The organism is Campylobacter sp. IFREMER_LSEM_CL908 (assembly GCF_025771545.1).
GTDB lineage: Bacteria > Campylobacterota > Campylobacteria > Campylobacterales > Campylobacteraceae > Campylobacter_D > Campylobacter_D lari_D.
This window is the reverse complement of the sequence record NZ_JAKMQK010000004.1, coordinates 23,026-38,258: the sequence shown is the minus strand read 5'-3', so window position 1 is coordinate 38,258 and position 15,233 is coordinate 23,026. Positions and strand designations below refer to the sequence as shown.

The following is a 15,233-nucleotide window of genomic DNA, read 5'->3' as shown; positions in this document are numbered from 1 at the left end:
AACTTACCCCTTAAGCCTTTTCAAGTCTGCAAAGTCCTGCATTAAATTCAGAAATTTGCGTATTTATATCAAAACCATAGTTAGTAACCGTGTTAGAACTTTCACCTATAGTATAAGGTCTAGTGCCTTCAGGATAATTATAACTTAAATCCACTCCTTGCATAATACCCGCAAAGTTATAAGGCAAGCAAATTCTATCCGGTGTAACAGAATGATTATGCACACATTTTACTTTAATCTTAGTGCCTTGCGGTGAATGAATCCACATCATATCTCCATCATTTATACCATATTTTAAGGCAAGTTCAGGGTGAACATTAGCAAACATTTCAGGTGTGATTGCAGCAAGATATTTACTAGTTCTCTCAAGCATACCTGCACCACTTAAATTTACTAAACGCATACTTGAAATGATAGTTGGAAACTCTTTGCTCCAATCTTTCTTTTGTTGCTCGCTGATAAATTTACTCTCAACTCTGAAGTTTTTCTCTTGATCGCCCCAAGTAGGATATTTTTTAACCAAATCCCAACGAGGTGAGTGAATAGGCTCTCTATGTAACGGAATAGGATCTGCAAATTCCCAAACTTTCATTCTAGCTCTTGCATTACCTAAACAGCAAGCACTCTTTTCTCTACATTTTTCTAAAATAATACCTGAAATATCTGTACTCCAGCTAGCGCCCATTAATTCTTTTTCGCTATCACTTAGTTTGATATTAAATACTTTTTCAATATTTGCCTTAGTGATTTGTGGGTAACCACCTTTAACTTTACATCCTTTTGGAGTAAAGGCATCATCTGCTAATTGAGAATGTCCTTCATGCTCCAAACCAAAGCGGTTTCTAAAGCCCATACCGCCTTCTTCATAAGGCACATCAGTATTCCATAATATAGAAGTTCCCGGATGTTGTTCATCCCAACAAGGCCAAGGTAAGCCATAGTATTCGCCTTTAACTTCACCACCAAGACCTCTTTGAGTATCAGGATCAAAATGTTCCCAATTTTGTTGGTGTTTTCTTAAGCGTTCAGCCGAAATACCTCTTAAACCTATACTTAAAAGACCATTACTCATTTCTCTTGTAGCATCATCAGGCCATATAAAATTATCATCATTGTCATCTCTTGTTTGTACAAGCTTATGATCTTTCAATTCCATTTTCATACCACGAGTGTATTCTTTATAAAAACCGAATTTTTTAGCAAAAGCAAACATAATCTCTTGATCTTCTTTGCTTTCATAAATTGGTTTTACTACTTGAGAACGCCATTGCATAGCACGATTAGTCGCAGTGACATAACCTTCTGTTTCAAATTGAGTACAAGCAGGGATAATATAAATACCATCAGAACGATCTGCTAAAACTGCTACTTCATTTACAAAAGGTTCAGCGATTACAATCATATCAAGTTTTTTAAGCGCTTCTTGAATTTTTACCGTATGCGCCATAGAAGTAATACCCGTTCCTTGCACCCAAAGCACACGGATAGGTGAGTTAGAATAAGTTTTTTCTTCATGTAAAACGCCTTGCCACCATTTTGCTAGTGAAAAACCTTTTTCATGCATCCATTCTTTAGAATAAAATCTTGAATTTAAATATTCTCTATCTACATTCCAAAAATTAGCAAAATGATTCCACGCATTATCATCAAGCCCATAATAAGCTGGTAAAGTATCAGCCAAACAGCCCATATCAGTAGCACCTTGAACATTATCATGACCTCTAATGATGTTTGTTCCTGCACCTGGTTTGCCTATATTACCAAGAACGAGTTGTAAGATAGCTAGAATTCTTGTGTTGGAGCTACCTACCGAGTGTTGAGTAATACCTAAAGCCCAAAATAGCGTAGCAGGTTTGATTGTAGCTAACATTCTTGTGATTTTTTCAAGTTGAGCAGCTGGAACACCTGTTACATCTTCTACAACTTCAGGAGTCCATTTAACAGCCTCCGCTTTTATTTCTTCAACCCCATAAGTTCTAGTTTTGATTAATTCTTTATCTTCCCAACCGTTTTTGAAGATCAAATGAAGCATACCATAAACTAAAGCTATATCTGTACCTGGACGAATTCTTACATATTCATCAGCATGTACTGCAGTTTTTGTAAATACAGGATCTACAACTACCAATTTAGCATTATTACGATCTTTTGCTTGTAATAAGTGTTTAAATCCGATAGGATTTGCCACAGCAGTATTTGCACCAAAAATAATCATCATTTTTGAGTGTTTAGTCACATCACCAAAATGATTTGTCATAGCGCCATAACCCCATGTATTCGCCACACCGGCGACTGTTGCGCTGTGTCAAATTCTAGCAACGTGGTCTATATTGTTAGTACCCCAAAATGCTGCAAATTTTCTAAAATAATAAGCTTGTTGGTTATTAAATTTAGCCGAACCTAAAAACATAACACTATCAGGTCCATTTTCTTTACGGATTTCAAGCATTTTATCGCCAATTTCATTGATAGCTTGCTCCCAAGTTAAACGTACCCATTTGCCATTTTCTTTTTTCATAGGATATTTAATACGCTGCTTTGATTTAGTAAGATCGATTTGATCTATCCCTTTACAGCAGTGTGATCCTTGAGAAATAGGATGTTCTATAGCGTTTTCTTGACGCATCCAAACTCCATCTTGTACTTCTGCTTTAATTCCACAGCCTGCACTACAGATACTACAGATTGTTCTAACAATCTTAGAATCTGGATAAGGATTTGCTACTTCTTGTTCACTTGCAGCTCTAATAGCTTTGTTTTCACTACCAAAAGCCGCACTTCCAAGACCAGCAATACCAGCAAGCTTAAGAAAATTTCTTCTTGCTAATGCCATCTTCTTCCTTTCTTAATTAATAAGCTATTTTGTAGTATTTTTCCCAATGCATAGTTTTTTTATAAAGCACTTCTTTTTTAGTACTTTTTCCTAAAACTACGGTATTTTGCTCTTGGTAATCATCTTTAGCTAAAGCATTCACGCTTGCCCCAGCTACTACCCCTAAAGCACCAATTTTCAAAGATTTTTTTAAAAAATCCCTTCTTTGATTGGCCTCCATGTTCTCTCCTTTGAAATAAAAGTAAAGAATAACTATAAATACTTATTTTCAAAGTATTTATACACTTAACAAAATAAATTTTGCATATTTTCACTTAAGATTTTATTTAATTTCTATTTTCATAAAAAGATGATTTTGATAATATGTATTTTGGTAACAAAATACATATTAATTTCTATAATTTACTAAGTTCTTCTATATTTGTTTTGCTAAATTTAGTAGGAAGTCTTGGCTCATAAGGAAGTCTTTGTAAAGCCTCATCTGCTATACTTTTACCTTCTTTTTTTATAGGTGCTTGTACTTCCAAATAATCTCTTTCATTTGCAAAAAAGACTTTCATAATATTGGCAATAGCAATGTAAAAATTTGAGTTTTTGTGGATTTGTAATTTTTCTATAAACTCATCTATTACAGGGTTTATCACAAAACGAAATAATTGCTGTGCAACTTTTAAATCATGCTCAATAATACTTGCCATAAAAGCAAACAAAAAGCCAAATTCATCTTCACTTTGCCTACAATCTTCTTTTTTTCTAAATTTGGTTTTTCTAATGATTTCACAGGCTTGAAGCTTCATTTTGCCATCATCTCTACCCTCATCATAAAAAGAAGCACTAATAGGCACATTCACATAAGAAAAATCAAAAAACACTCCATTTTGTTCTTCTTTAAAACTTGCAAAATCACATACACTAAGTTTTTCAAAATCAAATTTTAAACTATCATCTAAAGGACTTTGAGCTAAAACTAAAACTTGCTCATGCCAAATTTTAAACTCATTTTCATCGATAAAATTAAAAGCTTTTGAAAAAAATTCATAAAAATATTTACGCGAAAGATCAATATCTTGTATCATTAATTTTCCTTGTTATTTTTATTTGATTATAACAAGGAAAATTTAAAAAAATCAAGTGAGATTTTAAAATTTTGTTTTAGAATCGTAAGTAAACGATGGATTGATTTGTTTTTTATCGCTTAGTTCTTTATACCAATAAGAATGTAAAATATAAACTTCCTCTTCTTCTTTATAGCCACTAATCATAGAGTGGATACTTCCTTTAATAGCAAATACGGCCATATAAATATGAATAGCAAAAAATACCGCACATAAAATACCCAAAATATTATGGATGATAGCTGAAGCTCTTAAAATATCTATATGAGAAATTCCAAAAATAGATTGCAAAGAAGTAGAATTAAAATCAAGGAAAAACATAAACGCACCAGTGATTATCATCAAAAAGCCACCAAAAACAGCTATATAATACCAAGATTTTTGACCAAAGTTAAACTTACCCGCAGGCACAGGTTTTTTCTCTTTGCTTAAATATCCACCTACTATCATCATCCATCTTAAATCATAACTTGCAGGAAGCATTCTTTTAATCCAACACAAAAGCATAGGAATGATGGAAATGATAAATAAAATAGTAGCAATACCATGTAAGTTTTTACACATTCTTACAAAAAATCCACCGCCAAAATACGATCCAAAAATCATAATAAGTCCGGTTGGTACAAGGATAATCCAAGAGATTGCTGCTATAAAATGAAACAATCTTTCAAATACTGAAAAAGCGTAAATTTTCTTACCATCATGAGAAAATTTCTTTGGACCTATGACCATATAATGCAAAGCAAAAGCTGAAATTACGACTATAAGTATAATCAAAACAGCACTTGCAATATACTCACCTTGCAGTTTAGTCCACAAAGCACCAAAATTTTGATAACTTTCTATATTCATCACTCTTTGCACATCCCAAATTTGAGTATTTTTAACTTCAAAATTTTCTTGAGCAAATAGAAAGTTAAAACAGGCTAAAAGAGCTAGTATAACTCTATGCATAAATTACTCCTAAACATTACACGCTAGAAAAAGCTTAGCGTTATAGTTTTGTTAATTTTCAGTTTCCATTTTTATTTTAAAAAAAGTTTTATTTAAAAAACATAAATTTGTAAAAAACTACAAAAAAACTCAATTTTTAGTTTCTTTTTGAATAATTTTCATAGCCAAATTCTCTTACCATAGATAAATTTTCATTTTTATCTAAGAACATTAAATTTGGAAGTCTTACTCCATTAAAAGTAGTGTTTTTGACTATGGAATAATGAATTTGATCTAAAAATACTATTTTTTGTCCTATTTTTAACTCTTGATTAAAAGCATACTCACCCATGATATCCCCTGCTAAGCAAGTATTGCCACCAAGTAAATAAGCAAATTCATTTTCTTTTAACTCGCTGTAATTTTGTCCATCACGACTTGATAAAATTCTAGCATTTAAAACCTCGCTTGTATAAGGCATAATGATAGTATCTGGCATATGAGCTTCGCTTGAAGTATCTAAAATAGCTATTTTTTTCTCATTTTCTACTATATCTATCACACTTGCAACTAAAGTCCCACACTGCCAACCCACAGCCTCACCTGGCTCAAGATACACTTGCACTCCATATTTATCGCTAAATTTTTTACAAAGATCAATTAGTTTTTGCGTGTCATAACCTTCTTTAGTAATATGATGACCTCCACCAAAATTAACCCATTTCATATTTTTAATAAATTTTGAAAATTTAGCCTCAAAAGCATTTAACACAAGCTCTAAAGAATACGCACTTTCTTCACACAAAGCATGAAAATGAAGCCCACTTAAAGCACTTAAATCTTCATTTTCAAAATCAATCGCACGAATTCCTAATCTTGAAAATCTACCACAAGGATTATAAAGTTCTTTTGGAGCCACTGATAGCTCTGGATTACAACGCAAACCAAGAGACTTTTTACTCGCTTTGTCTTTAAATTTTTTAAACTGATTAAAAGAATTAAATACTATATGGTGTGAAAGATCTATGATTTCATCTATTTCATCATCTTTAAAAGCAGGTGAAAAAGTATGAATTTCTTTGTTCATATATTCTTTTGCAAATTTAGCTTCCCAAAGCCCACTGCAAGTACAACCTGATAGATACTCACCGACTATATCCATAGCACCTGAAAAAGCAAAACCCTTTAGAGCAAGCAAGACTTTTACTCCACTTTGCTCACTCACTTTAGCCAAAAGCTCACAATTTTTTCTAAGCTTGTCTTCTTCTAAAATATAAGCAGGAGTTTGAAAGTCTTTATCTAAATGATTTTTAATTAGCATTATTTGTCCTTAATTTTTTGATTTAAAACCACTTGTATAACAAATCATATTAAAATTATATCTTGTTTTTATAATTTACAATCATTAATCAAACAATAGCTATAATCAAAATCCAAATCAAAATTAATTTAGGAGTAAAAATTTAATGGATAGAAGGTTATTTTTAAAATTTAATGCTTTAGGCTTAGCAAGTATTAGCAGCGCTTATGCAATGGGGGATCATTCTCATCATAATATGCACTCAAAACATACACAAAAAGACGCAAAAGAAATCAATACTTCTTTTATAAAACTAGAAAATCCAAACATTAAATTATTAGATGAAAAAGACTTTCCTAGCGGACAAACATTAGCAAATTTAAAACTTCTAAAAAACACAAATACAAAGAAAAATTTCTTTAGATCAAGTATAGAAATCAAAGAAAGTCAAATAGAGCTTGTTAAAGGTAAAAAAACAAAATGCTTTACTTATAATGGCTCTATACCTGGACCTAAAATAGAAGTTTATGAAGGTGACACTGTAGAAATTTTGGTAAAAAATAGTTTAAAAGAACCAACTACAATCCACTGGCATGGACTTGACATACCACCTGAACAAGATGGCAACCCACACGATCCTATCATGCCTGGTAGAGAAAGAATTTATCGCTTTAAACTTGGAGAAAATTCAGCAGGAACCTACTGGTATCATCCACACCCACACTACACCACAGCAAAGCAAGTTTATAAAGGCTTAGCAGGGGTATTTGTAGTAAAAGCCAAAAAAGACGCGTTGTCGCATTTACAAGAACAAGATTGGGTGATTAGTGATTTGCGTTTAGATGAAAATGCACAAATTCCTGATAATAATTTATTTGATTGGCTAAATGGTAGAGAAGGAAATTTAGTTCTTATCAATGGACAATTAAAACCAAAAATAACACTTGACAAAGCTCAAAGAATTCGTATTTATAATTTTTGTGCGGCAAGATATTTAAATTTACGCATTAAAGGTGCTAAATTTATTTTAGTAGGAACTGATGGAGGGCTTATAGAAAAAGGTGTTGAATTAGATGAGTTATTTTTAAGTCCTGCTTCAAGAGTAGAAGTATTAATCAAAGCAAGTAAGGGTGATTTTAAACTTGAAAGTACTTATTATGACCGCGATAAAATGCTTGTTAAAGAAGAACCTTACACTCTTATGTTAGCTGATCTTAAAGTAGAAAAAACTATAGAAAACATACCAGAGAAATTACGCGAATTTCCACCTTTAAAAGAAGCTACAAGCTTTAAAGAAGTGATTATGAGTGAAGATCATATGCAAATGCATGGTATTAGCAAAAAAAGTGAAGAAGAAATCAAAAAAAGCCTTGCTTCTATGTTTTTAATCAATGGTAAAACATTTGATATGAATAGAACGGATTTAACCTCAAAATTAAATGAAGTAGAAGAATGGGTAATAAAAAACAAATCGCATATGGATCATCCTTTCCATATACATGGAACACAATTTGAACTCATATCTTCTAAATTTAAGGGTAAAATAACAAAAGCAAAATTCAGAGCATTGCAAGATACGATTAATGTAAGACCTGGAGAAGAATTAAGACTTAGAATGAGTCAAAAATTTACCGGTATTAGAATGTTTCACTGCCATATTTTAGAGCATGAAGATCTTGGAATGATGGGAATTTTAGAAATAAAAGAATAAAGGTAAAAAAAATGGTAAAAGTTGAATTTCTAGGGCCAATTAACAAAGAAAGCTTAGAACTAAATGTAAGCAATCTTAAAGAATTAAAAGCAATTTTAGGGCAAGATGAAAGCTTAAAAGAATGGCTTGAGCTTTGTGCAGTTGCTTTAAATGATGAAATGGTTTTTGATGATGAAACTACCTTAAAAGATGGGGATAAAATTTGTTTATTACCACCGGTTTGTGGAGGATGAGTTATGTTTGAATTACATCAAGGAGCCTTAGAAATTCCTAGCATTTATGCTAGATGGTATGAATATGCTAAAGATAAAAACTGCGGAGCTTTAATCACATTTTGCGGTATAGTGAGGGCTGAAGATGAGATTGAGGCTTTAAGTTTTGATATATATGAGCCTTTATTAAAAACTTGGTTTGAAAAATGGTGCCAAAAACTTGTAAATGAAAATGTAAGCTTGATGTTTGCTCACTCTATCGGTAAAGTTAAGGTGCATGAGAGTTCTTATTTTGCTGGGGTTTTAAGCAAGCAAAGAAAATTAGGACTTAAGTTAATTAATGATTTTGTAGAAGATTTTAAAGCAAGTGCGCCTATATGGAAATATGATATCATTAATGGCGAAAAAATTTATGCCAAAGAACGCTCTTTGAAACTTCAAGGAGCAGGAATTTTAAGTACTAAGGACTAAAATGCTAACTTCTTATAGCCAAAGTTTAGACATACTTCATTCACACATACAAACATATGAAAAGATAGAAAACATCGCTTTAACACAGTGCTTAGATAGAATTTTAGCCATAGATATCAAAGCTTCTACTAACAACCCTCAATTTCCCACTGCTTCTATGGATGGCTATGCGATTAAATTTAGTGAGCAAGATGAGCCTTTATCTATCATAGGTGAAGTACCTGCGGGAGTTTTTCCAAGCTTTAAAATACAAAATAAAGAATGTGTTAAAACCTTTACAGGCTCTTTAATGAGTGAGGGTTGTGATACCTTAGTACCTGTGGAAAAAGTCGAAGTTAAAAACAGTGTAGTTTATATAAAAGAAAAAGTTCCACAAGGCTTTGCTGTGAGAAAGGTGGGTGAGAGCTACACCAAGGGCGAAATTTTACTCACTAAAGGCACAAAACTAGGTTATAGCGAGATAGCACTTTTAGCTGAGCTTGGATATTTTCACATTAGTGTATTTGCTAAACCTATCATAGGCGTGCTAAGTAGTGGAAGTGAAATCAAAGACTTAGGCGAAAGCTTAGAGCACTCTGCACAAATTCGCTCATCAAACCATGTAGCCATAGCTAATATGGCAAAAAAACTTGGTGCTGAAGCTAGAATTTTTCCACTTTTAAAAGATGATATGCAAAAAACCCCAAGTGTTTTAAAACAAGCACTTAATGCGTGTGATATTTTAGTTACCACCGGTGGAGTTTCCATGGGGGATTTTGACTTTTTAAAGCAAGCTGTTAAAGAGTATGAAATCATCTTAGATAAAGTCGATGTAAAACCTGGCAAACACATCAAAATAGCCAAATTTGAAGATAAATTCATCTTTGCTCTACCGGGTTTTCCATACTCGGCTATGGTGATGTTTAATTTATATGTAAGAGAACTTTTAAATGCTTGGCTTTTACAAGAAAAAGACTATATATTTAAAGCATTTGCAAATACTGACTATAAGAAAAAAAGTTCGCATTTAGAATTTGTAGCTTGTAATGTAGAATTTAAAGATGGAAAAATTTATGCCAATTTAAAAGGCAAAAAACAAGGCTCAAGTGCCATCATCAACAACCTTAACCACAAAGCTACATTAATGATAGCAAATGATGATATAAAAGAAAATGATTTGGTAGATATTGTTTTAATGCCTTAAACAAGTGCTTTTTGAATTTTTTCAAAAAGCACCTACTGTTGTATAATTATTTTTTTAGCAGCTTAAATTCTCTCTTCATTGTATAAAATAACATCTTTTACCGCTTCTTTTTGGATAGCTTTTATAAAAGTTTCCATAAAATCAAAATTTATATCTCCGTTCGAATTCACAGGTAATGTAATTATAGAATTATAAAATATTTTTTCAAAATCACGAACTAGCACACCTTTGAATATTTCAGAATATTTATTAAATAAAACACAAAAATAAAGAGCTAATTCAGAATTTAATATAAAATTCTTTGAATAAATTGTTTTTGTGAATTGTCCTGCATAAAAATCTTTTTCCATATAAAAAAACTGCATACCTAACATTCCCACGGCTATAGAATTTCCAAGTATTTTATGCTCGTTATCCACAAACTCCACATACCCTGCTACACCATTATTTAAACATGTTCTAGTAAAGTATGGATAAGGAGCATTGTATTTAAACACAAAACTATCTTTATTAAGTTGCGGATTTGATTTTATAACAAACAAATCTTCTATTTTAAATTCTTTCCATAATATACAATTAAAACTTTTTTGTGATTCTACCCCCCCCCTATTATCATTACTTATAATATCAAAATATTTTTTTTCTTTTTCTGTTAATTTGCAATCAAGTAATCCACAAACTTCTAAGTGCAATTTTAGTTTATGAAAATTTTCAATTTTCAGTTGTAATATATAATCTTCCATAAAATCAAAAGCGATATCTTCATTATGATATACAGGAATTACAATAATTTCATTTTTTATTTTTTCCCACCCTGCTTTATTGGAATAATCAAAATTATATCTAACTCTTTTTTGCAAACAAGAAACAAAAAATAAATATTGGTTATCTGTTAATTTCTTGTCTTTAAATTTTATAGCGTAACTATCTTGCAACACTGTAAAATCATATGGTTGGTAAAACATTACACCGGTATTTGCACCATTCGCTGAAACACTAATAACATTCTTTAAAATTGTAGCTTCATCTCTTGGAACATAAAAGGCTAACCCCTGATTATTAACACCTGCTGTTAATGCTGGAAGATTAAATTTTTCATCATATCTGCCTTTTAAGCTATTTGCTGAAAATTTTAACTTTTTAGTTTTTATTCTTTCAAACAAATCTTTTATTTTAAATTCTTTCCATTTTCCCCCTGCCTTTTCAAAATCATTTTCTAATTTTTCTAAAGCAGGGTTTATAGCTTTCCCAAATTATCCTTTGATTGATTTTTTAAAATATTACTTATTTCCCATGATAAATATTCACTAATTGACTTTTTAAAATCTTCTAATTTTGGTTTAATATCTATTTTTTTATGCTGTATATAAGTCCAATCTTTACCTTCTAAATTTATACAATCTTCTATATAAAAATCTTTATAATAATTTAAATATTTTGAACCATACAATACAACATCTTTTAATTCTTGATATCTTTCTTTAGCATTATCAGTATTTTTCAAATTTACACTTGCTCTTGATTTTTTTCTAGCCGATCTTATATAGCCATCATTGCTAAAATCTATAAATTTAACTACTTTTTTTTCATCATGCTTTACACCAACTTCAAAAACATATATTGCAGTTTGAACATTTGATTTTCCTGCAAATAAATCATTCGGCATCTTAATACTGGCTAAAAGTGTGTTATGGGATAAAATGTTTTTAGTATATGGAAGTCCATTTCCACTACCTGCATTTTCTTGAATAATCACCACAGCTTTGCCATTTTTCATTTTTCTCAATGCCTTATCAACAAAAATAAAACCTTTACCATTTGCCGAATATGGTGGATTCAATAAAAATACATTAGCTGGAAAATCTTTTCCTTTTCTATCTCCTTGCTCATATTTTCCTTCAAATTCCAAACTATTTTTATGCAGTAAATTAGCACTACCATCATCAAGTAGAATCATATTTAAAATTCCAAGCAAATAAATATCAGTTCGTTTTTCTATACCTAGTAATTGGTAAGCTTTTATATGAGCTATTTTTAATTCTTTTTCTTTTGGATTTTGTATATTTTCTTCGCAATCTTTAATCATAGCATTCATAGAAGAAATAAGAAAAGCTCCTGAACCTGTAGCATAGTCCCAAACATAAGAATCTTTATCTACTTTTGCTAAAGCAACCATTAAATCAACAACATATCTTGGGGTTAAAACAACATCATTTTTTTCATTATCTGGAACCTCTAACCACTTTGTAATAGAGTTAAAAAGTCTACCAGCTATATCAGCTGTTTTTAATTTTTTTACAAGTGGTAAAATATTATCGAGGACTTGTATATATATCTTTTTTAATGGACTTTCTTGTCCACTAATGAGATCTTTATTGGTATATGATTCCACACTATAAAGCTTTGAATATATAAAAGCTTTTTCCAAATCATTTATAACTAAACCTATTTTTTCTTGTGGTAATTTTTTACATTCTAAAAAAGATTTTATTTTATTTAAAAAAACTTGTCCATCATTTGAATTTTGAGTTTGCTCTCCTTTTAAATCTTCCACTTTTAAAGGGGAAATTAAATTTTCTACACCTTGTGCTGCCATAATCATACCAACTAACAAAGCCACTCTATCATTTGGAGTTATATTCAACAAATCATCATGCATAAACTGATTTAAAGAATTTAATTTTTGTTCTGTATCGTTTTCAAGATTTTCTATAGCCTGTATTCTTTCAGCTTCACTCAAATTTATAGAATCTATTTTTAAAATAAAATCATCTAAATATTCATTACTTAAATAAGTAAAATCATTAAAATCTCCTATCTTTTTAGGTAAAGAAAGATTATTACGATTTAAATAATAAAATGCATATTCTATTTTTGGTTTCTTATCACTTTTAAATTCATAATAACCATTAACCCCTATAGCAATAACCTCGTTGTAACTATAGGTATAGTCCAAAATCGCATTTGCATAGTGAATCGCACCATTTAAAGCATATTCTTTTATATTTTTATAATTAGGATTATTATCTTTTGTTGTATTTTCTATAAAACCATCTTTAAATTTGGCAAGTCTTCCCTTTATGCCTTTTATTTCTATTACTACTGGAATTTTTCTACAATCTTTTGTATGTAAGAAAAGCTTTATATCTGGATAATTTACACCATCACCACCACTTTTGCTTGGAGCTTTTTCCAAAGCATTTTTTATCTCATCATTTATAAATTCCGTTTTGGTAAAATAATTAATTTTTAACTCATTTAGATGACTTTTAATATAATCTTCTACTTTTTCCTCTATAGATTTCATAATACCCCTTAAAAAATTTCGATTAAAAATTATAACAAAAAACAATATCAAACTATATAATTACTTAATTATTAATTTTTACACTGACTTTTTATTAAAAAATATTCACAACTACCGAGAAAAACTCGGTAGTTAAATTATATATTTTTTACAAAACCCACAAACACACCTTTAGTATAGTATCTTACTTTATTTTCCCTATTGCAATAAAAACCTAGCTTTAATATAATTTCAAAAACCACAAAGGAGAGAAAATGGACTCAAAAATCTTTTTAGAAAATGGTCGTGTTAAAAGTAAAGGTTATGCTATGCTTAGTAAGGATTCTAAATTTACACCTTTTGAATTTACACGCCATAAAGTAGGCAAAAACGACATTCTAATCGCTATCAAATACGCAGGAATTTGCCATAGCGACATACACACTGCAAGAAGTGAATGGGGCGAAGCAACCTACCCTTGCGTACCTGGCCATGAAATAGCAGGAGAAGTCATCGCAGTGGGTGAAAATGTGAGTAAATTTAAAGTAGGCGATTATGCTGGGGTTGGGTGCATGGTAAACTCATGTGGAGAGTGCGAAGCATGCAAAAAATCTCAAGAGCAATTTTGCGAAAATGGTAAAACCATCTACACTTATAACTGCAAAGATGTATTTCATGATAATGAAAACACCTATGGAGGTTACTCAAACAACATCGTAGTAAGTGAAAAATTTGCTATCAATGTACCAAAAAATGCACCACTTGAAAAGATAGCGCCTTTGCTGTGTGCAGGTATTACTACCTACTCACCGCTTAAATTTTCAAATATTAAAGAAGGCTCAAGCGTAGCCGTAGCAGGATTTGGTGGGCTTGGTATGATGGCAGTAAAATATGCTGTGAAAATGGGTGCAAAAGTAAGTGTTTTTGCAAGAAATGAAAACAAAAAAGCACAAGCTCTAGCTATGGGTGTGAGTAATTTTTATACTAGTACAGATAAAAGTGCGGTAAAAGAAAGATTTGACCTCATCATTTCCACCATACCAACCCCTTATGATCCGCTAGCTTATATGGATTTATTAAAATTTGGTGGTGAGATGGCTATAGTAGGATTACCTCCACATGAAGTAAGTCCTAGCATTAACATCATTCATTTTGTACATAAAGCCGGTAAAAAAGTATATGGCTCGCTTATTGGGGGCATTAAAGAAACTCAAGAAATGCTTGACTTTTCTTTAGAACATGGAATTTATCCTGAAATTGAACTCATCAAACCAAGCGAGATTGACAAAGCTTATGAAAATCTCACTTCAGGAAAAGCCAAATTCCGCTATGTAATCGATATGAGTGAGCAGGATTAATACTCATCAAAAATCACATCGCTAGTATCAAAACCTCTTTGCTTGGCTATTTCAAGCAAAGAGTTTATTTGCTCTTTTGCTAAAATCTCTCTTGATAAAATCCAAAGATATTTTTTATCAGGACTACCTACAATAGAAACTTGATAATTTGTGTCAATGTAAACAATCTCATAATTTGGCTTGTTAAAAACATTCATAAAAATACTAAATTTAACTGCCAAAGATCTTGGAGATTTTACCCTAGCTTTGCCATTTGCCTGAGAGATTTCTCCATTTTCTTTAGTGCATATATTTTTGACTTTGATTATAGGCGTAGAGCCTTCATACTCTAGCTCATATTCTGCCTTAGCACTTTTGCAAGTTTTTTGAAAAAACGCAGGTTTTCTAGCCATTTCTAACCATGTACCCATGTATTTTTCTAAATTTATACCATCTAATAATTCTATCATTTTTCTTCCTTTTGATTTGCCTCGCCCCAATCACACATCGCTTGTAAAATAGGAATTAAACTTTGACCTTTTTTAGCAAGGCAGTATTCTACTTTTGGAGGGATTTGTGGGTATTCTTTACGCGTGATTAAATCATCATTTTCAAGCTCTCTTAAAGTATGTGTTAAGGTCTTAAAAGAAATATTACCAAGATATCTTTTAAGTTCATTATATCTTACAACTTCATAACGAAATAAACAATATAAAACACTCATCTTATACTTCCCCGAAATCAAAGATAAAGTATAATTAAATCCGCATTCCGTAAAATCGCACTTTTCTTCCATATACTTTCCTTTTATATAGTATCTTACATAAATTTCAGTATTGAAATAAAATTATA

The 15,233-nt window shown here is 31.0% G+C and carries 14 protein-coding genes; 5 read left to right on the top strand and 9 right to left on the bottom strand.

What is annotated here, in order from left to right:
• Positions 1-10: 10 nt before the first annotated feature.
• The 5 genes from L8U04_RS02220 to nspC all read right to left on the bottom strand — a co-directional run bounded on the left by L8U04_RS02220 (position 11) and on the right by nspC (position 6,202).
• Positions 11-2,833: a formate dehydrogenase subunit alpha gene (locus L8U04_RS02220; protein ID WP_263709308.1), complete on the bottom strand. Its 2,823-nt coding sequence runs from the start codon at positions 2,831-2,833 to the stop codon at positions 11-13.
• A 16-nt stretch (positions 2,834-2,849) separates the two neighbouring features.
• Positions 2,850-3,053: a twin-arginine translocation signal domain-containing protein gene (locus L8U04_RS02215; RefSeq protein ID WP_012661099.1), complete on the bottom strand. Its 204-nt coding sequence runs from the start codon at positions 3,051-3,053 to the stop codon at positions 2,850-2,852.
• Positions 3,054-3,228: 175 nt separating this feature from the next.
• Positions 3,229-3,909, bottom strand: a complete 681-nt coding sequence (locus L8U04_RS02210) for a molecular chaperone (protein ID WP_263709307.1) — start codon at positions 3,907-3,909, stop codon at positions 3,229-3,231.
• A 63-nt stretch (positions 3,910-3,972) separates the two neighbouring features.
• Positions 3,973-4,902, bottom strand: coding sequence for a formate dehydrogenase subunit gamma (locus tag L8U04_RS02205; RefSeq protein ID WP_263709306.1), 930 nt, complete (start codon positions 4,900-4,902; stop codon positions 3,973-3,975).
• 136 nt (positions 4,903-5,038) lie between these two features.
• Positions 5,039-6,202, bottom strand: coding sequence for a carboxynorspermidine decarboxylase (gene nspC, locus L8U04_RS02200; protein ID WP_263709305.1), 1,164 nt, complete (start codon positions 6,200-6,202; stop codon positions 5,039-5,041).
• A 145-nt stretch (positions 6,203-6,347) separates the two neighbouring features.
• Here nspC and L8U04_RS02195 point away from each other — a divergent pair, with 145 nt between their 5' ends.
• From L8U04_RS02195 to L8U04_RS02180, 4 genes are read left to right on the top strand one after another with little or no spacing between them, the layout of a single operon-like run.
• The gene (locus L8U04_RS02195; RefSeq protein WP_263709304.1) at positions 6,348-7,892 is read left to right on the top strand and encodes a multicopper oxidase family protein; all 1,545 of its coding nucleotides are present in this window, start codon (positions 6,348-6,350) and stop codon (positions 7,890-7,892) included.
• Positions 7,893-7,903: 11 nt separating this feature from the next.
• Positions 7,904-8,125, top strand: coding sequence for a molybdopterin synthase, small subunit (locus L8U04_RS02190; RefSeq protein ID WP_039617593.1), 222 nt, complete (start codon positions 7,904-7,906; stop codon positions 8,123-8,125).
• A 3-nt stretch (positions 8,126-8,128) separates the two neighbouring features.
• Positions 8,129-8,575, top strand: coding sequence for a molybdopterin synthase catalytic subunit (locus L8U04_RS02185; RefSeq protein WP_263660539.1), 447 nt, complete (start codon positions 8,129-8,131; stop codon positions 8,573-8,575).
• Position 8,576: 1 nt separating this feature from the next.
• A complete protein-coding gene (locus tag L8U04_RS02180; protein ID WP_263709303.1) occupies positions 8,577-9,758 on the top strand; it encodes a molybdopterin molybdotransferase MoeA in 1,182 nt (393 codons plus the stop codon).
• 62 nt (positions 9,759-9,820) lie between these two features.
• On the opposite strand, the gene L8U04_RS02175 is transcribed toward L8U04_RS02180, so the two are convergent.
• Both L8U04_RS02175 and L8U04_RS02170 read right to left on the bottom strand, forming a co-directional pair.
• Entirely contained in the window at positions 9,821-10,999 is a 1,179-nt protein-coding gene (locus L8U04_RS02175) for a restriction endonuclease subunit S (RefSeq protein WP_263709341.1), read from the bottom strand.
• Positions 10,996-13,065, bottom strand: a complete 2,070-nt coding sequence (locus L8U04_RS02170; RefSeq protein ID WP_263709302.1) for a class I SAM-dependent DNA methyltransferase — start codon at positions 13,063-13,065, stop codon at positions 10,996-10,998. The genes L8U04_RS02175 and L8U04_RS02170 overlap by 4 nt, the downstream gene beginning before the upstream one ends.
• Before the next feature lie 254 nt (positions 13,066-13,319).
• On the opposite strand from L8U04_RS02170, the gene L8U04_RS02165 reads away from it, so the two are divergent.
• Positions 13,320-14,402, top strand: coding sequence for an NAD(P)-dependent alcohol dehydrogenase (locus L8U04_RS02165; RefSeq protein ID WP_263664650.1), 1,083 nt, complete (start codon positions 13,320-13,322; stop codon positions 14,400-14,402).
• Here the strand turns inward: L8U04_RS02165 and L8U04_RS02160 are convergent.
• Complete coding sequence (locus tag L8U04_RS02160) at positions 14,399-14,851, bottom strand: lipocalin family protein (RefSeq protein WP_220566275.1); 453 nt, start codon at positions 14,849-14,851, stop codon at positions 14,399-14,401. The two genes, L8U04_RS02165 and L8U04_RS02160, sit on opposite strands and share 4 nt — an antisense overlap.
• A complete protein-coding gene (gene rrpA / locus L8U04_RS02155; protein ID WP_263662095.1) occupies positions 14,848-15,177 on the bottom strand; it encodes a MarR family transcription factor RrpA in 330 nt (109 codons plus the stop codon). The genes L8U04_RS02160 and rrpA overlap by 4 nt, the downstream gene beginning before the upstream one ends.
• Positions 15,178-15,233: the final 56 nt, after the last annotated feature.